The sequence below is a fragment of the Bradyrhizobium sp. USDA 336 genome, from assembly GCF_044908355.1.
GTDB lineage: Bacteria > Pseudomonadota > Alphaproteobacteria > Rhizobiales > Xanthobacteraceae > Bradyrhizobium > Bradyrhizobium yuanmingense.
In genome coordinates this window covers 3,685,014-3,706,585 of sequence record NZ_JBIYDC010000002.1, presented here as the reverse complement: position 1 = coordinate 3,706,585, position 21,572 = coordinate 3,685,014, and the positions used below count along the sequence as shown (strand labels likewise).

Genomic DNA, 21,572 nt, shown 5'->3' with positions numbered 1-21,572 from the left:
CTGGCAGCCCCTACTTGCTCGAGGCCTGCGTCTGCTCGATCTTCGTCACCTGCGGGTCGATCTTCTGGCCCGGGATGACGCGCAAGAGCCCCGCGGTCACGACCCGATCCTCTGGCTTCAGGCCGCTCTCGATCACGCGCAGGCCGTTATCGACCGGACCGATCTGTACCTTGCGCTGCTCGACGACGTTGTCGTTGTTGACGACGAGGAGATAGCGGCCGCCCTGGTCGCTGCCGAGCGCGGTGTCGGGAACGAGCAGGGCGCTCTTCTCCTGGTCGAAGGGCACGCGGACCCGGACGAAATAGCCAGGCAGCAGCACCCGCTTGTCGTTGGGAACGAGGCCGCGCACGGCCAGCGTGCCGGTCGACTGGTTGAGGGTCGGCGAGACGTAGTCGAGCTTGCCCTCATGCGGGTAGCCGGTATCGGTCTGCAGCCCCACTTGAATCGGGAAGTGCTTCATGTCCGCGGGCGTCAGTCCGCGACGGGTCGCCTCGGCGCGGATGCGCAGCACGTCCTGCTCGTTGACGGTGAAGTTCACATAGATCGGGTCCATCGCGACGATGGTGGCGAGCTGGGTCGGCGAGGAGACGCCGACGAGCTCGCCGATCGAGACCATGTGCGCGCTGACGATGCCGTCAAACGGTGCCGTGACCTTGGTGTAGCCGTAATTGACCTCGGCCAGCTTGGTGTTGGCCTGGGCCTGCTGCAGATTGGCCTGGGCGTTGTCGCGGTTCGAGGTCGAGGTGTCGAGCGTGGCTTGCGAGACGGCCTGGCGCTGCACCAGCTCGGCCTGTCGCTTGTAGTCGGCCTCCGCCTGCCGCAGCGAAGCCTGCGCGCCGACTTCGGCCGCCTGGGCCTGCTCGAGCTTGAGCTTGTAGGTCTCAGGCTCGATCGTGAACAGCTGGGTGCCCTGCTTCACGAATGTGCCGTCCTGATAGTCGATCGTTTGCAGAAAGCCCTGCACGCGCGCGACGAGATCGACGCTCTTGATCGGTGCCGTGTTGCCGGTCGCCTCGATGTAGCGCGTCACCGGACGCTGCACCGGCGTCGCGACGTCGACCTTGGGCGGCGGCGGCGCCACGAACGTGTTCTTGTCCTCGCAGCCGGCGAGCACAGCCAATGCCGCGGTTGCGGCGAGTGCCCGACCGATATGTTTCCTCGCTGCTCCATTGCGTCGTGCGGGAGATGCGGGATTGGCGCGCGTCATTCGGTGGTCCCCGATTGCTGTCTGTCGGTGCGGCAGGCTACCAACAAATGGGCAGTCGTGGAACACCATAGCCATGGCGGTCACGGACCTTGCACAGCAAACGGCTGTGTGGCTTTTGACAGATTTGTCACGACAAGGCGCTTTTTCACCCGGCGAACGATCGGCCCGTCCGCACCTAGGGCTGGCGCGCATGCCACGCCGCAAGCACATACTTCTCGTCTTCGGCAGTGAGACCGACGACTGGCCCGTTGACGGCGCGGAGCCAATGAAGCGTATCGCGCGCGGTGTCTCCCGGCGGTCGCGAGGTCAAGCCGGCCGCGCGCGCGGGCGAGGTATCGCGCGTCAGGAAGCCGGCGTAGTCCGGCAATGGCAGCCACATCGGCAAGGACCGCGGGCCCGCCCAACGCCTGACGTCATGCGCTTCCAGAAAGTCGCGATCGATCCAGGTGAAGGTGCAGGAAGCGTTCAGCGCGGCTGCGCATTCGCTCAGGAATCCGCCGCGCGTGCGGATCGGCCCAATCCCGTCATAGATGCCCGTGAGATCGGTCTCTGCCGCATGCACGATCCATTGCGCGAGATCGCGCACGTCGATGAACTGGACCGCATCCTCCGGCGATCCCGGCGCCAGCACCTCGCCGCCGCGCGCAAGCCGCGCCGGCCAGTAGGCGAACCGTCCGGTCGGGTCCTCAGGCCCTGCGATCAGTCCGGCGCGGCAGATGAAGGCGTCATCGCCGACCGCCTGTTCGCAGGCCACCTTGGCGGCGCCGTAGATCGCCTCGGTGCTGTGCTCGATCTCTCCCGCAACAGGCTCGCGCAGCGGCGCGGAGTCGGCGCGTTGCCCCGGGATGCGGTTGTCCGCATAAACGCTGATCGTCGAGACGAAGGTCCAATGCACGCCCGGCCGCTTTAGCGCGGCGACTGCGCGACGGACCTGGCCAGGATGACGCGAGACATCGACCACGGCGTCGAATGTCTCACCCGCGAGTGGCGCAAGTCCGTCGGCCACGTCGCGGTCGATCCGCACGAAGCGGGCGCCCGCGGCAATCGGCCCTGCGAGGCCGCGAGCGGCGCAGGTCACGTCATGCCCGCCAGCGCAGGCATGGCTTGCGATCGCCCGGCCGAGAAACTGGCTGCCGCCGAGAACGAGAATGCGCATGGAAAGGTCCGCGTGATCGATGCCACCGCGAGACTACAACCTGCGCTGGCAGTTGCAACCCGCTTCCTCAGCGTGCCCTGATCTCCGCGTATTTCGCCATTGCCTTCTCGAACTTCCGGTTGAACAGCCACATCGCGGCGAAGATCTCGCGATAGCTTGCCGAGGTTCGCGCCCGGTCGGCCTGTCCGAACGCGAAAATGCTGTTGTTGCGCAGGTACCTCATGATCCTGGGGCTGGACACCCGGTAGTTCAGGAGATCGCCCGATCTCAGCGCGGACCGCGTCGGGGTGGGAACGATCTGGATCAGCTCGAACAGCTTCATCTGGTCGATCGGGTCGGGCAGCGTCTTCACGACTTTCGGGATCTCACGAAACAGATCGGCGTGCGCGTTCATCAGGCCGTTGCGCACGTTGGTCCAGTGGTTGAAGCGCTGATCGGTGCCGCGGGCGCGCGCCTCCTCCCGGTCGTCTCGCGCACTTAACTCCGGATCGATCGCAGCGACGTCGCCCTTGATCTTCTCCCATGTCTTGCGGCCGTTGCGGTCTTCGGAGGGGCCGGTCTGGAAGCTGCCCATATAGGTGTTCGAGCGTGCGTTGCGGACATTCTGCTTGCCGTTGGTCTCCGCAAAGAACAGCCCGAGGCTGATCCGCCCGGCAGCTTCGGCGTGTTCGGGAGCGAGGCCCTTGGCGCGCGCAATTGCGACCGCGAGATCGACGACGTCCTCTAACGGCGTCGGCGAGCTCTGCGCGCCGGCCGGCGGCGCCTCCATGATGTCGAACAGCTTGCCGTATTCCTCGACCAGCGGCTCGATGTCGGCATCGAAATAGGCCGGAGGAATCTCGAACTTGTTGGGCCGGCCGATCCGCGACGGCATGACGTCGGTGAGGTCCTTGTAGCTGCTGATCACAGCGACGCGCGCGAGATAGAGCGCCTGTCCCGGCAGGTTCGGCAGCGGCTCCTTCGCCTCGATCTGGCGCCGCCGCTCGGCGAGAATGGATTTGAAGCCGCCGAGCGCGCGCTCGTAGGCCGCGAGCGCCTCCGATTGCTGTGGCGTCGGCGCCGCCTTCTGCGCAACGGCGGGTGCCGCGCCGAAGAAGGCAGCAGCCGCAAATGCTACGGCAGCAAGTCGTCTCGATCCCATGGCTGGTTCCCGTCGATTCGATGGCCAGCGAGATCGTAGACGTCGGAGGCGAGCCGCCGCAATTCTCCTTTCACGCCGCTCGGTAGTCCGGCGCCGTCGCAAGGAACTTGGCGTAAGCATCCGCATCCGGCGGCTGGAAGCGTCCCGCAAGTCCGCCGCGCTTCTGCTGCTTGGCACCGATGTCGGCCATCAGCTCGTCGAAATGGCGGTAGTGATAGGGGGCGACGCAGAGGCCGCCATAGACGCCCGCGGCCGGCCGCTCGACGCGCTTGAAGTGCAGCATCATCTCGATGTTGTCGCGCATCGTCTGGGCCGTCGGCTGGTTGGCGAGCTGGCCGTCGGCATAACGCACCAGCCAGTTCGCCGCGAGGTCGGCGCAGAGCACGGTGCAGAACGAGGAGTTGAAGCCGACGAAGCCGAGCTCGGGCAGATCCGGATTGGCGATCAGGCGATAGAGCCGGTACTGCCCGTCGGCATCGACCAGTTTCTGCCGGTAGGCCTCGGGCAGGAACGGCACGCCGAGCTTGTAGCCGATCGCGAGCACGGCGACGTCGGCGCCCACGCGCTCGCCGCCACTCATCACGATGCTGTCGCCCTCATAATGGTCGAACGTGCCGAACACGGCCTTGATGCGGCCGTCGGCGACCATCGGGTAGAAGCCCGGCGTTGCGATGGGCACCGAGCAGTTGACGCCGTCCTCGATCCGCTGCTTCGGCACCATCTTGCAGCGGCCGAGCTTGAGCTGCGCCTTCAGCAGGCTCTCCAGCCCGCGCCAGTTCGCCCAGACCAGCGGCGCGGCGATGCGGTGCGCGAGCCGCCCCATCGCGCTGATGCCCCAGCCCGGAAACATGTCCTCCTGCGCGCGGATGTAGAGGATGCGCTTGAAGTTCACGAGACCGCCGATGAAATAGGGAATGCGCCAGACCGGCTCACGCATCACGATGGTGACCTCGCGCGCGCCTGACTTCACCGCATTCACGGCGATGTCGGTTGCGGACTTCGAACCGCCGAGCACGACGACGCGGCGTCCCTTCGCCAGTGTCGGATCGCCGTATGTCGACGAGTGCAGGATCTGGCCGCCCTGCGCCAGAAAGCCGTCCTCGCCGGGGCAATGCAGCTCGCGCGGCTCGTTGAACTGTCCGGTGCAGACCGCAACGAAATCGAAATCCTCGTTCGTGGTCGTGCCGTTCTTGTCCTTCAAGGCAAGCGTCCATCCCAGTCTGCCGTCGGCGCGGCGCGCCATGCCGGCGACTTCGGTGTTGAGCCGCAGCATGCGCTCGAGGCCAAAACTCTTGGCATAATCGGCGAGGTAGGCGTGGACCTGCGGCCCGGTCGGCCATTCCGGATAGGCCTCCGGCATGGCGCGGTCGGTGTAGCGGTAGAGCTCCTTCGGGCTCTGGGTCTGCACCTCGGGGTAGGAGCGCGCCGGCTCCCAGACGCCGCCGAGATCCGAGCTGCGCTCGACGATGGTGACGCGGTGGCCTCGGATGGAGAATGCTTTCGCGGCGGCAAGGCCGGAGACGCCGGCGCCGATCACGCAGACATGTTTTGGGCTGACCATGGGATTGCTCGATGTGTTTGGCGCGCAAGCGGCCGCGTTCGGCCGCAAGGCACGGCCGGCCGGACTGCAAGCAAATGGAAGCGGAGGAAGCGGCGACGGCTAGTCGTTGGCCTCGGGCGGCAGGAAGTCGACCTCGTGCAGCGCCGAGATGCGCACGACCTCGGCCGGGTCGGTCAGATTGTGCAGCTGGTTGAACAGCGCCTCCAGCTTCTGCATCGGTGAGACCCAGAACAGCGCGCGGCACGGCTTGTCAGACTTGTTGAAATAGCCGTGCGGGATGCCGCGTGGCATGCGCACGAGGTCGCCGGCATGGGCCTTGACCCATTGACCGTCGAGCTTGAGATCGAGCGTGCCTTCCTGCACCAGGATGAACTCGTCCTGGGTCGGATGGATATGCACCGGCACGAACTGGCCGGGATCGCTGTTGGTCTCGAACGCGAAGGTGGAATCGGTGACGGCCTTGGGGAAATAGACCTGGCCAAGGATGTTCCAGCTCTTGCCGCCGTAGCCTGTGCCGTTCGCGGTGATACCTTTTTCGAGTGCAGTCATGGCTTGCTCCTCATGGATTCCGGCGGGGCGGAGCATCGGCCGGGGACGGACCGCCTGTCTATCCGCTAAACGAATCCGGATGAACCTATTGCCATGCAGCACGACGAATTTGCGAGCTACGGCCCTTTTCGCCCCCGCGGAACTATTCTAGGCTTAAAGGAATTCCGGGCGCGAAGCATGGTCGACGATGTCCGCAGCCGAGCTGGAAATGAGCGCAACAGCCTCTGCAGCCGAACGGCTTGCGGCCTTCGCCCGCGTCACCACTGATGACGTCGACGAGGCGGCCGAGCAGATCGGGCGCATCTTCTGCCCGCATGATCTCAAGCCGACACAGGCGCGCGCGGCCGGCTTCTCGGCCCGGCACAATTGCGCGGCCTTCGACGGCTTTTCCATCAACTACGTCGCCTATGGCGGATCGGTCAGCATCGATCCGGGCTGCCTCGAGCGCTTCTTCCTGGTGCAGGTCCCGCTCGCGGGCAGCGCCCGCATTCGTGCCGGTCGTCGCGAGCTCGATGCGGCGCCGGGCCGGATCGCGTCGCTGCTGTCGCCGACGATTCCGACCCGGATGACGTGGAGCGATTGCGCGCAGGCGATCCTGCTGCTCGACCGCCGCATGGTCGAGCAGCGCGCCGCGGCCTTGTCGGGCCGGGCGGCCGGTGTGGTCGAGTTTGATCCGGTAATCGAGCTGGATGCGCCGTCCGGGTGGGCTCTGCAGGCCAGGCTCGCCGACCTGATGACACTCGCCGAGCGCCTCGGGCCATCAGGCCGGCTGTCGCCGGCCGCGATGGCCGATTGGCGCGAAGCGCTGCTCGATCATCTGCTCAACCGGCAGCGGCATGGCCTGTCGAATGCGATTGAAACGTTCTCGGGGCAGGCCGAGCGTTTGCCGCGCGCCTTGCGCGCCGCGCGCGATTACCTTGCCGACCATGCCGGCGAGCCGCTCGATCTTGCGCAGCTCGCCTGCGCTTCAGGCATCGGCATCCGCGCACTGCAGCTCGGCTTCCGCCGTCACTTCGGCGCGTCGATCTCGCAGATGCTGCTCGACATGCGCCTTGCAGGCCTTAACGCGCGCCTCGCGCAAGCCGCTCCCGATGTCTCCATCACCGAGATCGCCTTCGATCTCGGCTTCACCCATCTCGGCCGCATGGCCGGCGCCTACCGCGAGAAATTCGGCGAGACGCCGTCAGCCACGCTGCGGCGAAGGATGAGCTAGATCCGTCTCGCCAGACCTTGATGCCGGGCCTCAACCCGCCGGCGAGTCGGTCTGGCGCAGCGTCGTCACCCAGATCACGCGCGCCACCTGCTGGGTCGGGTTGTCGAACATGTGCGGCACGATGCTCGGAAAACGAAAGCTGTCGCCGGCTTCCAGCACATGGGCCTGGTTGTCGAGCCACAGCCGCAGGCTGCCCGAGAGGATGTAGCCCGCCTTCTCGCCGGTGTGCTGCAGGAAGTCGGTGCCGGAGGAGGCGCCGGGGTTGAGCGTGAGCTCGTAGAGCTCGAGCTGGCCCTTGCCTTCCGGCGTCAGCGCTTCCTTGACGACGCCGCTGGCGGTGAGCCGCAGCAGTCGCCGGTTGGTCTTGCGCACGATGTAGCGTTGCCCGTCGGCGGGGTCGCTGCTCTCGAAGAAATAGGAGATGGGGACGTCGAGCGCGATGCCGAGCAGGCGCAGCGTGCGGATCGACGGCATCGCGCGTGCGCGTTCGAGCTGGCTGATCATGCCGGTGGACAGGCCGGTCTTGTTGGCGACGTCCTGGATCGAGAGGCCGGCGCGCTGCCGCAGCAGCCGCACGGTTTCGCCCAGGCGCTGGTCGACCGCATCGTCAGCTTCGATCGTGGAAGCGTCCTTGGTGCCGTTGGTATCGCCGCGACCATCCATGTCGCTCTCCCATGCATCATCTCAGCCTCGGGTATCGAGCCCCGTGGCTTTAGTCAGAGTGAAAACCTGGTGCATTCTAGCAATGCGATTGACAGCTGTATTTAGTCGTGATGAACTTTTGCTACAAAAATTTAGAAGCACTAAAGCCCACTCCTGTCCCTTTGCCGGGGTCTCGGGGGCGCGGGAGACGGTGCCGCGTGCGGAACGGAGAGTGAGTCATGGCGGACGACACCGGCAAGTTCGGCGTTGGGGCAGGGCATCTCGGCATTCCGAATCGCCGTCAATTCTTCCAGCTCGGCGCGGGCGCAGCCGCAGGCTGGACGCTTTCAGGGAACGCCTTCGCACAGACCGAACGTCCCTCTAATCCGCCGGACAAGCCGCGCGGGCAGGTGATCGCGGCGCTGTCGCAGGAGCCGACCGTCTTTCATCCCTTGATGCCGGGCATCGAGGTTGACCAGGGCGTCTGGTGGCAGGTGTTCTCGCCGCTCTGGTACATCGAGCCCGACGGGAAATTCGTTCCCGACCTCGCCCGCGAAGTCCCGACCATCGAGAATGGCGGCCTCTCGGCCGACGGCCTGACCTGGAAGATCAAGCTGCGCAGCGACGTGAAATGGCACGACGGCACGCCGTTCACGGCCGAGGACGTCAAGTTCTCGCTCGAGCTGATCAACAATCCCGATTTCCGCGTCCGCAACCGCGTCGGCCACAGCCTCGTCAAGGACATCAAGGTCGTCGCGCCCGACGAGATCCACTGGCGAATGGAGGCTCCCTATTCGCCATACATGTCGATTCTCTCGCTCACCTTCATCGTGCCCAAGCATATCCTCGAGAAAGTGTCCGATCCGAATTCCTCGCCGTTCCACAACGCACCCATCGGTACCGGGCCGTTCCGCTGGGCCGAGCGCGTGCCGGGCGCCCACATCCAGCTGAATGCCCATACCGGTTATCATGGCAAAGGACCTTACGTCGAACGCGTCGTTTTCAAATACATTCCGGACCTGACCGTTCTCTACACCCAGTTCCGCACCGGCCAGGTCGACTACACCGGCCTGCAGGGCATCCTGCCGAACTTCGTGCAGGAGGCGAAGACGCTGAAGGGTCGCAAGATCTTCGTCTCCTCGACCTCTTCGGTGGAACACATCGCGCCCAATCTGGAATTCGGGCCCTTTGCCGATCGCACCGTGCGCGAGGCGCTCTATCTCGCCATCAACAAGCAGGCGATCATCGACGCGCTTAATTACGGCCTGCCGACGCCGACCGAGAGCTTCGTGCCGCAGCAGGCCTGGTCGTTCCAGCAGGGCCTGCCGCAGCACAAATACGATCCTGCCAAGGCCAACGCGCTGCTCGACGCCGCGGGCTGGGTTCGCGGCTCCGGCGGCATTCGCGAGAAGGGCGGCGTCAAGCTCGAATTCACCAACTCGACGACATCGGGCAATGCCGTCCGCGAGCAGACCCAGCAGCTCCTGATCCAGGACTGGCGCGCGATCGGCGCTGCGATGCGCGTCAACAACATGCCGGCGGCGGTGATCTGGGGCGAGTTCTGGCAGCAGTCGAAGTTCAACTCGGTGCTGGTGTCGGTGAACTTCATGCTCGGCAGCGACCCCGACGTGACGCCGCGCTTCGGCTCCGGCGCCATTCCCGCCAAAGGCGGCCGCGGCTTCAACACCTATCAGTACAGAAGCCCGGAGGCGGATCGTCTGCTCGCTGAAGGCGCCAAGCAGTTCGAACTCGCCCAGCGCAAGACCACATATGGCGACCTGCAGAAGCTGATCCGCAACGATTTTGCGATCCTGCCGCTGTTCCAGGGCTTCATTGCGGAGGGGGTGAAGGAGGGGCTGCAAGGCTTCCGTCCCAACATCAACACCTCGATCAATTGCTGGAACATCCGCGAATGGTATTGGGCCTGATGTCTCGGGCTGGTCGGATCGCCTGAGATGGCCCGCTACGTCGTCAATCGCCTGGCACAGGCGATCATGCTGCTGGTGATCGTCTCGGGAATCGGCTTCGCCATCCTGCATCTGGCGCCCGGCGGGCCGCTGTCGCAGTTTGCCGTCTCAAGCCATATGACCCAGGAGGATCTCGACCGCGTCACCAGGCAGCTCGGCCTCGATCGGCCGTTGCCGGTCCAATATCTCGACTGGTTCGGCCGCATGGTGCGGGGTGATTGGGGCAAGTCGTATCGCGACGGCGAGGCGGTGCTGTCGGTGATCTCCTCGCATCTCGGCGCCACGCTGGAGCTGATGGCGACGGCGACGATCATCGCGGTGCTGCTCGGCTGCTGGATCGGCATCCTCGGCGCGCTACGCCGCTACTCGCTGTTCGATACGCTCGCCACCGTTGGCGCCATGATCGCGCTGTCGATCCCGACCTTCTGGTTCGGCCTCGTCACCATCTACGTCTTCTCCGTCAAGCTCGGCTGGCTGCCGGCGGGCAATCGGCACACCATTGGCGACGGCTCCTTCCTCGACCTGCTGCATCATCTGATCGCGCCGGCCATGGTGCTGGCGCTGGTCGAGACCGCGATGTGGGGCCGCTTCATGCGCTCCTCGATGCTCGAGGTCATCAATCAGGACTACATCCGCACCGCACGCGCCAAGGGCATGCCGGAATGGCGCATCCTCACCGTGCATGCGCTGCGCAACGCGCTGCTGCCGATGATCACGGTCGCCGGCCTGCAGTTTCCGACGCTGCTCGGCGGCGCGCTGGTGGCGGAGACCGTATTCACCTGGCCGGGCATGGGCCGCCTGTTCCTGGATTCGATCGGTTACCGCGACTATCCCGTGGTGATGGGCATCCTGATGTTCTCGGCAACGATGGTGCTGATCGGCTCGCTGCTGGCAGACATCCTTTATGCCGTCGTCGATCCGCGCATTCGGGTGGGCTGAAGCGATGGCGACCGCAACCCTCTCCACCGTTCAGCTCGCGCCCGGCCAGGCCGCGTGGCGGCGCTTTCGCCGGCATCGGTTGGCGCTCGCGGGCGCATTGATCATCCTCGTGCTCGTGCTCGGCTCGGCATTCGGTCCGTATCTGCTGCCGTTCGACGACACCTACATCGACATCATGAAGCGGTTCGCGCCGCCGCTCTCCGGCGCGCACATCCTCGGCACCGACGAGCTCGGCCGCGACGTGCTGGCACGGTTGATGATGGGCGGGCGGGTCTCGCTTTCGATCGGCATCGTCGCGATGGTGATCGCGATGGCGGTCGGGATCGTCGTTGGCGCCTTTGCCGGGTTCTATGGCGGCGCGGTCGGTGCGGTTCTGATGCGGCTGGTCGATGCCGTGCTGTGCTTTCCGACCATCTTCCTGCTGCTGGCGCTCGCAGCGCTCACCGAACCCGGCCTCGTCACCACCACCGTGCTGATTGCGGCGACGGCCTGGATGGCGGTGGCGCGCGTGGTCGAGGCCCAGGTGCGCTCGTTGCGTGAGCGGGAATTCGCAGTCGCCGCGCTCGCGTTCGGCTCGTCGAACCTGCGCATCATGTTCCGCGAGCTCGTGCCCAATGCGATCGCGCCGATCGTCGTTGCCGCGACGCTCAACGTCGCCAAGGCGATCCTGCTCGAATCCTATGTCAGCTATCTTGGCTACGGCATCCAGCCGCCGGCGGCGAGCTGGGGCAACATGCTCAACAATGCGCAGATCTATCTGACCAGCGCGCCCTGGCTCGCGATCGCGCCGGGCGTCGCCATCACGCTCGCGGTGACCAGCTTCAACTTTCTCGGTGACGGCCTGCGCGATGCGCTCGATCCGCGAATGAACATCCCGTGACGCGCAAGACCTCTGACGCGCAAGAGCTCGAACTGAACTCCAGGAGTGCCCCATGTCCCCGCCGCTCAACCGCATCAACAGCGACGAACGCCTGCCGGCGCAGGTAGATGTCGTCGTCATCGGCGGCGGCGTCATCGGCGTCTCGGCCGCCTATCATCTGGCGAAGAAGGGCCTCTCCGTCGCGCTGGTCGAGAAGGGCCATGTTGGCGGCGAGCAGTCGAGCCGCAATTGGGGCTGGTGCCGCCAGCAAGGCCGCGCGCGCGAGGAGATTCCGCTCGCCCGCGAGGCGCTGCGGTTGTGGGAGGACATGCAGAACGATGCCGGCGTCGATGCCGGCTTCCGGCGAACAGGGGTGTTGTTCCTGACCAAGAGCAAGGACGAACTGGCAAGCTGGGAGCGCTGGGCAGCGGTCGCGCGCGAGATGCAGGTTCACTCCACCGTGCTGACGCCGGCCGAAGTCGCCGAGCGCATGCCCGGCAATGCTGACACGTGGGTCGGCGGCCTGCACACGCCGAGCGATGGCCGCGCCGAGCCGTCGATGGCCGTCCCTGCGCTCGCCACCGCCGCTCGCAAGCACGGCGTCACCATCCACCAGGGCTGCGCCGCGCGCGGACTGGAGACGACGGGCGGACGCGTCAGCGCGGTCGTCACCGAGAAGGGCACCATCCGCACGCAATCCGTGCTGCTGGCGGGCGGCGCGTGGTCGTCGCTGTTCTGCCGCCGCCACGGCATCGAGCTGCCGATCGGCCTCGTCAACGCCACCGCGTGCCGGACTACGCCGGGACCGGAGATCACCTCCGGCGCGCTCGGCACCGATTTCTACTGCATCCGCCGCCGCCTCGACGGCGGCTTTACGCTGGCGCTGCGCAACCGCGGCACGGTCGAGCTGTCGCCGGACCTGTTCCGTTACGCGCGCACGTTCTGGCCGACCTATCAGCATCGCAAGAACGGATTGAAGCTCTCGTTCGGCAAGTCGTTCTTTGATCAGCTCGTGCGCGGCACCAGCTGGAGTTTCGACAAGCCATCGCCCTTCGAGGCCGAGCGCGTGCGCGATCCCGCGCCCGACATGTCGCTGGTCAATGCGGCGCTGGCGGCGCTGATCAAGTCGAATCCGGAATTGAAGGACATCGCAATCGCGGAAGCCTGGGGCGGCACCATCGACTGCACGCCCGATACGATTCCGGTGATCTCACCGGTCGATGCGCTGCCGGGCTTCTTCCTCGCGACCGGCTTCTCCGGCCACGGTTTCGGCATCGGTCCAGCCGCTGGCAAGCTTGCGGCCGACCTCGTGACGGGCGCGACGCCGCTTGTCGATCCCGCCGCCTACAGCCACAAGCGCATGATCGACGGCCGTCGTCTCGCGCCGGTCAGCCCGTTCTGAGGCCGGCATGACGGTTCTCTACAAGGCCAACATGGTGCGCGGCGCCGAGTGGGCGCGCTTCTTCGCGGAGCGCGCGCCCGACGTGCCGTTCCGGCTCTGGCCTGATATCGGCGACCCCGCCGCGGTGCGTTATCTCGTGGCCTGGGTGCCGCCGGATGACATCGCGACGACCTTTCCCAATCTCGAGCTGGTCTTCTCGGTGGGTGCCGGCGTCGATCAGTTCGACACCACGAAAGTCCCAGCGCACATCCCGCTGGTCCGCATGCTGGAGCCCGGCATCGCCGAGACCATGGTCGAATACGTCACCATGGCCGTGCTCGGCCTGCATCGCGATCTCCTCGATTTCATCGGGCAGCAGAAGCAGCAGGTCTGGCGCGAGATCCGGATCACGCCGGCCAGGCGCCGGCGGGTCGGCGTGATGGGGCTCGGCCAACTCGGCCAGGCCGTGCTGAAACGGCTCAAGACGTTCGGCTTTCCGCTACTTGGGTGGAATCGTTCGCCGCGCGAGATCGAAGGCGTCACCTGCTATGCGGGGGCCGATGCCTTGCCAGAATTTCTGGCGCAGGCCGACATTCTCGTCTGCCTGCTGCCGCTGACGGATCAAACGCGCGGCATTCTCAATGCCGAGTTGTTCGCGCGCCTGCCGCGCGGGGCAGGGCTCGTCAATGTCGGGCGCGGCCCGCATCTCGTCGAGGCCGATCTCCTCGCAGCCCTCGACAGCGGCGCGCTATCAGGTGCGGTGCTCGACGTCACCGATCCCGAGCCGCTGCCTGCAGGCCACCCGTTCTGGAGCCATCCGCGCATCCTGCTGACGCCGCACAATGCCAGCATGACGACGCCCGATACGGCGGTCGATTTCGTGCTCGACGTCATCGCGCGGCATCGTCGCGGCGAGGAGCTGCCCGGGCTGGTCGATCGCAAGCGGGGGTACTAGGGCGGAATGGTGATGGTGACATCAGTGCTGCCACGGGCTCCTCTTACCTCTCCCGCCTGCGGGAGAGGTCGGCGCGTAGCGCCGGGTGAGGGCTCTCTCCTCTGGGGGGATCTCGCTTGCGGAGACACCCTCTCCCCAACCCGCCCCCGCAAGCGGGGGAGGGGGCGCATCTTCTCCGCGGCGGTTGGCGGAGGCCTCGCATGAGCATCGTGGCAAACATTTCGAACGAAGCCATCGCCAACGCACAGGGCCCCGTGCTGTCGGTCGCCGGCCTCACCACCTCCTTCATGCTCGAGCGGCAATGGGTACCCGTCGTCCGCAACGTCTCGTTCGACATCGCGGCCCGCGAGACCGTCGCGATCGTCGGCGAGTCCGGTTCGGGCAAGAGCGTCACCGCGCTGTCGATCATGCGGCTCATCCCGAGCGAGATCGGCCGGGTCGAGGGCCGCGTCATGCTGGCGGGGCGCGATCTGCTCGCGCTGCCCGAGGCTGATATGAAGGATATCCGCGGCAATGACGTCGCCATGATCTTCCAGGAGCCGATGACGAGCCTCAATCCGGTGCTCACCATCGGCTTCCAGATCGCGGAGGCGCTGATCCAGCATCGCGGCCTGTCGCGCGCGGCAGCGGAGGCGGAGACCATCCGCCTGCTCGATCGCGTCCGCATCCCTGCGGCGGCGTCGCGCTTCCACGAGCATCCGCACCGCTTCTCCGGCGGCATGCGCCAGCGCGTGATGATCGCGATGGCGCTGGCCTGCAAGCCGAAGCTTCTGATCGCGGACGAGCCGACCACCGCGCTCGACGTCACCATCCAGGCGCAGATCCTCGAGCTCTTGAAGGAGCTTCAACAGGAGGAGGGCATGTCGATCCTCTTCATCACCCACGACATGGGCGTGGTCGCCGAGATCGCGGACCGCACCGTGGTGATGTATGGCGGGCAGGCGGTGGAGACGGACGCCACCGCCCGCATTTTCGCCGCGCCTGCGCATCCCTATACGCGCGCGCTGCTCGCGGCCGTGCCGCGGCTCGGCTCGATGGACGGGCGGATGCGGCCGATGCGGTTTCCGATCGTCGACAAGGTGACGGGCACGTCGGACGAGCCGGCCGAGACGCCCGATACGGTCTCGCCCGCCGAGCGGCCTCTGCTGGAAGTCTCAAACCTCACGACGCGCTTTCCGATCCGCTCCGGCCTGTTCGGCAAGGTCTCGGGCCGCGTCCATGCGGTCGAGAACGTCTCCTTCACCTTGCGCGCCGGCGAGACACTGGCGGTGGTCGGCGAATCCGGCTGCGGCAAGTCGACCACCGGCCGATCCATCCTCAAGTTGACCGAGCCGGACAGCGGCACCGTCCTGATCGACGGCCAGGATGTGCTGGCCATGAACGGCCGGGCTCTACGCGATGTCCGCAAGCACATGCAAATCGTGTTTCAGGATCCGTTCGCGAGCCTCAATCCGCGCATGTCGGTGGGGACGGCGATCGCCGCGCCCCTGCTTGCCAACGGACTCGCAACGGCGTCGCAGGCGCGCGACAAGGTCGCCGACCTGCTCGTCCGCGTCGGCCTCTCCGCCGACATGGCCGCGCGTTTCCCGCACGAATTCTCCGGCGGCCAGCGCCAGCGCATCTGCATCGCGCGCGCGCTCGCCCTCGGGCCGAAGCTGATCGTCGCCGACGAAGCTGTCTCCGCGCTCGACGTCTCGGTCAAGGCGCAGGTCGTCAACCTGATGCTCGACCTCCAGGCCAGCATGGGCCTTGCCTATCTCTTCATTTCCCACGACATCGCCGTGGTCGAGCGCATGAGCCACCGCGTCGCCGTGATGTATCTCGGCGAGATCGTCGAGATCGGCCCGCGCGCGTCGGTGTTCGGCAACCCGCAGCATCCCTATACGAAAAAACTGATGGCCGCCGTGCCGGTGCCCGACCCGTCACGCCGCGGCACGCGGCGCCAAGCCTCGAACGATGAGATCAGAAGCCCGGTCCGCGCGCCGGACTACCAGCCGCCGGTGCGGCAATATCGCGAAGTGTCGCCCGGCCACGTGGTGCAGGTGTGGGGCGAGGAATGGTCGACATGAGGCTGCGAGCTTCACGAAAGCAAGCGCGGATCTTTGATTTCGGCCAGACGTGATCAGCGTGCTGACCAACCGCGCGTTGCAGAGCCAGCATGTTCGCCCTCCCTTATCGCAACAATGCAGGCGCGTCCTCCGGAAATTGTGACCGAATAGAGCGACAGGGAAGAGCCGTGTGTGAACCGTTTCATACGCAATCGCTCTCTTTCTGAATTACCACTCTCGCAACGAAATTGCCGCACCCGGATCATTTCAAACACGGGTGAGAGGCAATGCCTGCGCAGCCGCATGCTCGCAGCTTTGGATTGGCTCCATCTTGCTCACGAGCAAGCCAGTCCCATCACTCAGCAAAGATCCTTCAGAAATTGGAATGAAAGGGCATCGCGCAACTCACGCAGCTTCTGTTCGGGGTCGGCCGGTAGGCTGCTACTTACTCAGAAGGAGCTCCTATGAAGATAAGCAGCGCAATTTCCAACGCCTTCTCCGCAACAAGGCGGGTCGGCAATCTTCGGATCCCCCGTTCCAGTTTGATCAAATCGGCCCATCTTCTTGAAAGAATCGGACTGGCCGCGGTTGGGGCCTCTGGCGGGCTCTATGTTGGTGCGACCCTGTTACGTCAGAAGGCCGGACTGTTTGAAAGCGGCTGGATCGTCCTGATAACGATACTCTACGGAGCTCTTGGCTATTACATGGGGATTGATTTGTCGGGCAATGCCCCCGCGCAGAGGTCGACATCGAGCATCTCGGAAGAGTGGAACGGTTCCGAGCCGATAGAGATCATGAGTGCGGCCGGCACGTTCGGCGCGGCAATCGCTGCAACTCTGTCCGTCAGCATCCTTGTCCTTGATCAGAATTTGCCAAACGGCCTGATCGGCTTTGTTGCCGGCTGCTGGGTAATTGGTTCTTCGCTGCAGGTTGCGGCGGGCACGATGGCTCGCAGCTACGAAGCGCCGATCAGCGAGCAATGAAGGAGCTGCTGTCGCGGAAAACGTCCGTTCGGCACAAGCCGCAGTGTTGGTTCGGTTTCGGTTCGAAATGACCGCCACGACTCATCGCAACCTCCGCCGTCCAATGCTGCGTGCCGACGATGTTTGGTAGCAAAGCCGTTCGCATCGAGCAGCATCACCGCTTGAATGCGATATCGGCATTGAGAAACCCAGGTTGTCGCGCAACAAACAAGACGTGCCATCATGGTGGTGTTGGTATATTGTCCCCGCGCGCCGTGGTCCAAAATTTCTGCTAACCGCTAACCACACGATCGGTGGAGCCAATGCAGATTGCGGAGTGGCTCGAGAAGCTGGGGCTTGCGCAATACGCGGAGCGCTTTGCCCAAAATGGGATCGACATAGGCGTCCTTCCCGAACTGATGGACGAGGACTTCGATAAGCTCGGAGTCCTGCTCGGCCATCGCCGCAAGATGCTGCGTGCTATCGCTGACCTCGATCCGGCCGCGTTGATCGCATCTCCCGCTCCTCCTCAGGACGCCGAGCGGCGTCATCTCACGGTCATGTTTTGCGATCTGGTCGGCTCGACTGCGCTCTCGGCGCGTCTCGATCCCGAGGATATGTGGGAGGTGATCCGGGCCTATCGCGCTGCCTGCGCGAGCGTGATTGCTGCTTATGATGGCAGGATAGCCAGATTCGTCGGTGACGGAATACTTGTCTATTTCGGCTATCCGCGCGCCCACGAAGATGATGCCGAGCGCGCGGTGCGCGCCGGCCTCGACATGATCTCCGCGATACGCCAGCTCAAGACAGGGACCGACGAACGAGCTGAACTGCGGATCGCAATTGCGACCGGACTCGTGGTGGTCGGCGACCTCATCAGCGGAGATGCGTCGGAGGAGCACGCAACCATCGGCGACACACCAAACCTCGCCGCCCGGCTCCAGAGCCTGGCGGAGCCGGGGGTCGTCGTCGTTGCTTCATCGACGCGCCGGCTGCTTGGCGATCTCTTCTCCCTGCGCAATCTCGGCCGTCGGGAGGTCAAGGGAATGGCAGACCCCATCGCGGTCTGGGCGGTGGAAGGCGCGACCGCATCCGAGAGTCGCTTCGAGGCAGTCCGTGCCGCGCGCTCGATCGGTTTTGTCGGCCGAGCGAACGAGATCGAGTTCATCCTCTCGCGCCAGCGGGAGGCATGGCAGGGGCGGGGCCAGTTCGTATTGATTTCCGGCGAAGCGGGCATCGGCAAGTCCCGTATTGTGGCGACGCTGTCGGAAAGCCCCTCGTTGGGGTCGCACCGTCGCGTGCGATATCAGTGTTCGCCTTACCACACCAATAGTGCGCTTCATCCCTTCGTCGCGCAGCTCGAGCGCGCCGCCGGAATTCGCTCGCACGACACGGCGGATCAAAAACTCGACAAGCTCGAGGCAATGCTCGCAATAGGAACCCAGCAGGTCGCTCGGGCAACACCGCTCATTGCGGCATTGCTTTCGATTCCCACCGGCGACCATTGCCCGCCCCTCGGCTTGAGCCCGGCGCAGCAGCGGCGGCAGACATTTGCCGTCCTTCTCGATCAGCTTGAGGGACTGGCGCGAGGCCAGCCGCTGCTGATCATCTGCGAGGATATGCATTGGGCCGATGCCACGACACTTGAACTGTTCGATCTCGCGGTCGATCGGATCAGAGGACTGCCGATACTCGTGCTCTTGACGTCCCGGCCGGAGTTCGAGCCCTCCTGGTCGGGCCTTGCCAACGTCAGTCTGTTGCGGCTCGACCGGCTCGATCGGCAGGACACGCGCGCGCTCGTCGAGCAGATTGCCGTCGGTCGCCGGCTGCCACGCGAGATGATGGAGCAGATCATCGACAAGACCGATGGCATTCCGCTATTCGTCGAGGAATTGACCAAGATGGTGCTGGAGTCCGGGCTGCTCGTTGAGGATGCCGGGCGCTACCGCCTGAATAATCCGCTGCCGCCGCTTGCTATCCCTGCGACGCTGCAGGATTCGCTGATGGCGCGGCTCGATCGGCTCGCTCCGGTCAAGGAGGTGGCCCAGATAGGAGCCGCCATTGGCCGCGACTTCTCGTACGCGCTGCTGAAAACCGTGGCGGGACGCGACGATCTGACGCTGGGCGCGGCGCTGGGACAACTTGAAGAGGCCGAACTGCTGCTGCGTCGTGGGACACCGCCCGAAGCAAATTACAGTTTCAAGCATGCCCTTGTTCAAGAAGCGGCCTACGAGAGTCTGCTCAAGAGCAAACGGCAGGTGCTTCACACACGGATTGGCGATGTCCTGCGCGACAAGTTTCCAATCGTCGCCGAGACCGAGCCGGAAGTTCTCGCGCACCACTTCACCGAGGCGGGGCTGAGCGAGATCGCCCTCGACTGGTGGCGCAAGGCGGGCCAGCAGGCGTTGAAACGCTCGGCTTATTCCGAGGCGATCGCCCATCTCGGCAAGGCCATCGCGATCGCCGACCAATTGCCTGGCGAGCCCCACCGGATGATGAGCAGGCTGCATCTTCAAATCGCATATGGCCGTGCCTTGCGGGGCAGCCTCGGCCACAGCGCTCCGGAAACGGTCGCCGCATGGACGCGCGCGCGACAATTCGCAGCCGGTATCGATGATCCCGTTGAACTTGCGCCGGTCCATTCCGGCCTCTTCAATGCCTGCCTGACCCATGGCGAACTTGCTCCGATGCGGGAGCTGGCGGATGCCATCAGGAGCGCCGCTGAGCGACGGCCGGACTCGCCGGTGGCCGCCGTCGTGGCCCATTGGACTGGGGGCGTGACCTGCTGGTTCGCCGGCGAGTATTTGAACGCGCGTACGCATCTTGAGCGGGCGCTGGCGATCTATCGGGCCGAACCGGATCCCGCGACCTTCAGGGCTTCGGCGCTGGATCTCCCGTTCGTGATCATGAGATTTCTCGCTTTGGTGCTCTGGCCGCTCGGTGACATCGCTCGTGCGCGCAAGCTCGCCGCGGAAGCGGTGGGTACTCCAGGAGAAAAACGGGCGCTGTCCCAGGCCAATGCGTTGGTTCATCGCGCGGTGTTCGACGGAGTATGCGGGGGCATGTTGCAGCAGACAGAGACAATCCTGGCGCTCGGTCTCGCACGCGACCACACGATGCCGCTGTACGTGGCCGCCGGCACCTACCTGAACGGCCTCGCCAAGTGGCGTGCAGGAGACCGAATGGCCGGACTGGCGGACATGCGTCACGGCTGGACCTTCCTGCACGAGAACGATTGCTACCTTTGCGAACCGTTTTGGGGGATGCATGTCGCCCTGGCGATTGCAGATGTAGGCGAAGTCGAGACCGGGCTGGAAATCGTGGACGAACTGATCGCCGGGACGGGACAATCAGGCCAGCATTGGCTCGATGCCGAGCTGCATCGTGTCCGCGGTAAACTCTTATCGCGCCATAATCCTTCGGACGAATCCAGCGCCGAAGACGCCCTCAAGCGAGCGCTGGACATCGCACAACATCAGCGGACCAAGACTTTCGAGCTGCGCAGTGCCCTTGAACTTGCACGCCTGTACAAGACAAATGGCCGAGCGCGTGCGCTATCCGAAGTTCTCGCTCCCGTGCTCGCCGAATTCGAGGCGGAACGAAATCTTCCGGAATCCGTGGAAGCGAAAGAGCTGCTCAAGCAAGAGCATGAGGCACATGCCGTTGCCCCAGGCCGTACGTCGTATCGGCAGAGATGATCCTCACGAATTCACGTGCACGAAGTCCCGCAGCAGCGGATAGATCTCGTTGTTCCAGCGCTTGCCGGAGAACACGCCGTAATGGCCGACGCCGGCCTGCATGTGGTGGACGCGGCGATAGGCGCGCACGCCGGTGCAGAGGTCCTGGGCGGCGAGCGTCTGGCCGATCGAGCAGATGTCGTCCTTCTCGCCCTCGACCGTCATCAGCCCCATGCGACTGACGGCTTTGGTGTTCACTTGACGGCCGCGATGCATCAGCTTGCCTTGCGGCAGGAGGTGCTCCTGGAACACGTCGCGCACGGTCTCGATGTAGAACTCGGCCGGCAGATCCATCACGGCGAAATATTCGTCGTAGAAGGTCTTGATGGTCGCGGCCTTCTCCTTCTCGCCCTTGGCGATGTGGTTGGCGAGGTCCATGTGCTGCTTGATGTGGCGCTCGAGATTCATCGAGACGAAGGCGCTGAGCTGCACGAAGCCGGGATAGACTTTGCGCAGGGCGCCGCGGCACTGCACCGGCACGTAGTTGATCAGATTGCGCTCGAACCATTCGATCGGCTTGCTCTTGGCGAACTCGTTGACCCTGGTCGGCTGGATCCGCGTGTCGATCGGGCCGGCCATCAGCGTCAGCGTCGCCGGGCGCGAGGGATGGTTGTCCTCGCACATGATCGCGGCAGCCGCGAGCGCGGAGACGGACGGCTGGCAGATCGCCACCATGTGCGGGCGCGGCCCGAGCTGCCCAAGGAAGTCGATCAGGTGCTCGGTGTAGTCGTCGAGCCCGAAGCGGCCCTCGCTGCGCGGGATGTCGCGCGGATTGTGCCAGTCGGTGATGTAGACGTCGTGGTCCTGCAGCAGCGTCTTCACGGTGCCGCGCAGGAGCGTGGCGAAATGTCCGGACATCGGCGCCACCAGCAGCATGCGCGGCTGCTCGCCGACGCCTTCTTTCTTGAAGTGCAGCAGCGAGCCGAACGGCGTCGCGTAGGCGATCTCCTCGCTGACTGCGACCTCGCGGTTGCCCACCATGACGCTGTCGATGCCGTAGGCGGGACGGTCATAGGTGAGGGTGGAGCGCGAGATCAGCTCCAGCGCGGCCGACAGCCGGCCGACCACCTGGTCCGATGAGCCCTGAGGCACCAGATTGAGGAATTTGAGTGCGGACGAAGCCCCCGCGCGCCATGGCGCAGTCAGGTCCATGTGGTTCTGAAAAGCCTGATAATACATCGACATCATACTGAAGCGCCCACTTGCCTCCTGTCGTGATGCAATATCGAAGCCAGACGGGAGCCGGACCGCCCGG

General features: G+C 65.0%; 16 protein-coding genes. 9 read left to right on the top strand and 7 right to left on the bottom strand.

Features of this window, described 5'->3' with window-relative positions; genetic code table 11:
* Nucleotides 1–10: 10 nt before the first annotated feature.
* From ABIA45_RS18360 to ABIA45_RS18340, 5 genes are all read right to left on the bottom strand, one after another.
* Complete coding sequence (locus tag ABIA45_RS18360) at nt 11–1,207, bottom strand: efflux RND transporter periplasmic adaptor subunit (RefSeq protein ID WP_271541921.1); 1,197 nt, start codon at nt 1,205–1,207, stop codon at nt 11–13.
* 175 nt (nt 1,208–1,382) lie between these two features.
* Nucleotides 1,383–2,363, bottom strand: a complete 981-nt coding sequence (locus tag ABIA45_RS18355) for an NAD-dependent epimerase/dehydratase family protein (RefSeq protein ID WP_404653087.1) — start codon at nt 2,361–2,363, stop codon at nt 1,383–1,385.
* Nucleotides 2,364–2,430: 67 nt separating this feature from the next.
* Nucleotides 2,431–3,504 (bottom strand): hypothetical protein, encoded by a 1,074-nt coding sequence (locus ABIA45_RS18350; RefSeq protein ID WP_404653085.1) that lies wholly within the window; start codon nt 3,502–3,504, stop codon nt 2,431–2,433.
* A gap of 70 nt (nt 3,505–3,574) precedes the next feature.
* Nucleotides 3,575–5,065, bottom strand: a complete 1,491-nt coding sequence (locus ABIA45_RS18345; protein WP_404653083.1) for a flavin-containing monooxygenase — start codon at nt 5,063–5,065, stop codon at nt 3,575–3,577.
* Between the two features lie 99 nt (nt 5,066–5,164).
* Nucleotides 5,165–5,614, bottom strand: a complete 450-nt coding sequence (locus ABIA45_RS18340) for a cupin domain-containing protein (RefSeq protein WP_024339447.1) — start codon at nt 5,612–5,614, stop codon at nt 5,165–5,167.
* 187 nt (nt 5,615–5,801) lie between these two features.
* Between ABIA45_RS18340 and ABIA45_RS18335 the strand changes: the two genes are divergently transcribed.
* Nucleotides 5,802–6,827, top strand: coding sequence for an AraC family transcriptional regulator (locus ABIA45_RS18335; RefSeq protein WP_404653081.1), 1,026 nt, complete (start codon nt 5,802–5,804; stop codon nt 6,825–6,827).
* Nucleotides 6,828–6,857: 30 nt separating this feature from the next.
* On the opposite strand, the gene ABIA45_RS18330 is transcribed toward ABIA45_RS18335, so the two are convergent.
* Nucleotides 6,858–7,490, bottom strand: a complete 633-nt coding sequence (locus ABIA45_RS18330) for a cupin domain-containing protein (RefSeq protein WP_271541914.1) — start codon at nt 7,488–7,490, stop codon at nt 6,858–6,860.
* A 218-nt stretch (nt 7,491–7,708) separates the two neighbouring features.
* Between ABIA45_RS18330 and ABIA45_RS18325 the strand changes: the two genes are divergently transcribed.
* The 8 genes from ABIA45_RS18325 to ABIA45_RS18290 all read left to right on the top strand — a co-directional run bounded on the left by ABIA45_RS18325 (nt 7,709) and on the right by ABIA45_RS18290 (nt 20,278).
* Nucleotides 7,709–9,397, top strand: coding sequence for a peptide ABC transporter substrate-binding protein (locus tag ABIA45_RS18325; RefSeq protein ID WP_271541912.1), 1,689 nt, complete (start codon nt 7,709–7,711; stop codon nt 9,395–9,397).
* 27 nt (nt 9,398–9,424) lie between these two features.
* Complete coding sequence (locus tag ABIA45_RS18320; RefSeq protein WP_157281707.1) at nt 9,425–10,375, top strand: ABC transporter permease; 951 nt, start codon at nt 9,425–9,427, stop codon at nt 10,373–10,375.
* 4 nt (nt 10,376–10,379) lie between these two features.
* The gene (locus ABIA45_RS18315; protein ID WP_404653078.1) at nt 10,380–11,255 is read left to right on the top strand and encodes an ABC transporter permease; all 876 of its coding nucleotides are present in this window, start codon (nt 10,380–10,382) and stop codon (nt 11,253–11,255) included.
* A gap of 52 nt (nt 11,256–11,307) precedes the next feature.
* Nucleotides 11,308–12,636: an NAD(P)/FAD-dependent oxidoreductase gene (locus ABIA45_RS18310; protein ID WP_404653076.1), complete on the top strand. Its 1,329-nt coding sequence runs from the start codon at nt 11,308–11,310 to the stop codon at nt 12,634–12,636.
* 7 nt (nt 12,637–12,643) lie between these two features.
* Nucleotides 12,644–13,570 (top strand): 2-hydroxyacid dehydrogenase, encoded by a 927-nt coding sequence (locus ABIA45_RS18305; RefSeq protein ID WP_404543159.1) that lies wholly within the window; start codon nt 12,644–12,646, stop codon nt 13,568–13,570.
* A gap of 200 nt (nt 13,571–13,770) precedes the next feature.
* Nucleotides 13,771–15,639, top strand: coding sequence for an ABC transporter ATP-binding protein (locus ABIA45_RS18300; RefSeq protein ID WP_271541903.1), 1,869 nt, complete (start codon nt 13,771–13,773; stop codon nt 15,637–15,639).
* Between the two features lie 443 nt (nt 15,640–16,082).
* On the top strand, nt 16,083–16,601 hold the full coding sequence (locus tag ABIA45_RS18295; protein ID WP_271541901.1) for a hypothetical protein: 519 nt from the start codon (nt 16,083–16,085) through the stop codon (nt 16,599–16,601).
* 302 nt (nt 16,602–16,903) lie between these two features.
* Nucleotides 16,904–20,278, top strand: coding sequence for an adenylate/guanylate cyclase domain-containing protein (locus tag ABIA45_RS18290; protein WP_404653073.1), 3,375 nt, complete (start codon nt 16,904–16,906; stop codon nt 20,276–20,278).
* 3 nt (nt 20,279–20,281) lie between these two features.
* On the opposite strand, the gene ABIA45_RS18285 is transcribed toward ABIA45_RS18290, so the two are convergent.
* Nucleotides 20,282–21,505, bottom strand: coding sequence for a polyhydroxyalkanoate depolymerase (locus ABIA45_RS18285; RefSeq protein ID WP_271541897.1), 1,224 nt, complete (start codon nt 21,503–21,505; stop codon nt 20,282–20,284).
* Nucleotides 21,506–21,572 lie beyond the last annotated feature (67 nt).

Coding starts and splice junctions, on each gene's coding strand:
- ABIA45_RS18360 (WP_271541921.1), bottom strand. CDS start 1,207: ATGACGCGCGCCAATCCCGCATCTCCCGCACGACGCAATGGAGCAGCG.
- ABIA45_RS18355 (WP_404653087.1), bottom strand. CDS start 2,363: ATGCGCATTCTCGTTCTCGGCGGCAGCCAGTTTCTCGGCCGGGCGATC.
- ABIA45_RS18350 (WP_404653085.1), bottom strand. CDS start 3,504: ATGGGATCGAGACGACTTGCTGCCGTAGCATTTGCGGCTGCTGCCTTC.
- ABIA45_RS18345 (WP_404653083.1), bottom strand. CDS start 5,065: ATGGTCAGCCCAAAACATGTCTGCGTGATCGGCGCCGGCGTCTCCGGC.
- ABIA45_RS18340 (WP_024339447.1), bottom strand. CDS start 5,614: ATGACTGCACTCGAAAAAGGTATCACCGCGAACGGCACAGGCTACGGC.
- ABIA45_RS18335 (WP_404653081.1), top strand. CDS start 5,802: ATGTCCGCAGCCGAGCTGGAAATGAGCGCAACAGCCTCTGCAGCCGAA.
- ABIA45_RS18330 (WP_271541914.1), bottom strand. CDS start 7,490: ATGGATGGTCGCGGCGATACCAACGGCACCAAGGACGCTTCCACGATC.
- ABIA45_RS18325 (WP_271541912.1), top strand. CDS start 7,709: ATGGCGGACGACACCGGCAAGTTCGGCGTTGGGGCAGGGCATCTCGGC.
- ABIA45_RS18320 (WP_157281707.1), top strand. CDS start 9,425: ATGGCCCGCTACGTCGTCAATCGCCTGGCACAGGCGATCATGCTGCTG.
- ABIA45_RS18315 (WP_404653078.1), top strand. CDS start 10,380: ATGGCGACCGCAACCCTCTCCACCGTTCAGCTCGCGCCCGGCCAGGCC.
- ABIA45_RS18310 (WP_404653076.1), top strand. CDS start 11,308: ATGTCCCCGCCGCTCAACCGCATCAACAGCGACGAACGCCTGCCGGCG.
- ABIA45_RS18305 (WP_404543159.1), top strand. CDS start 12,644: ATGACGGTTCTCTACAAGGCCAACATGGTGCGCGGCGCCGAGTGGGCG.
- ABIA45_RS18300 (WP_271541903.1), top strand. CDS start 13,771: ATGAGCATCGTGGCAAACATTTCGAACGAAGCCATCGCCAACGCACAG.
- ABIA45_RS18295 (WP_271541901.1), top strand. CDS start 16,083: ATGAAGATAAGCAGCGCAATTTCCAACGCCTTCTCCGCAACAAGGCGG.
- ABIA45_RS18290 (WP_404653073.1), top strand. CDS start 16,904: ATGCAGATTGCGGAGTGGCTCGAGAAGCTGGGGCTTGCGCAATACGCG.
- ABIA45_RS18285 (WP_271541897.1), bottom strand. CDS start 21,505: ATGATGTCGATGTATTATCAGGCTTTTCAGAACCACATGGACCTGACT.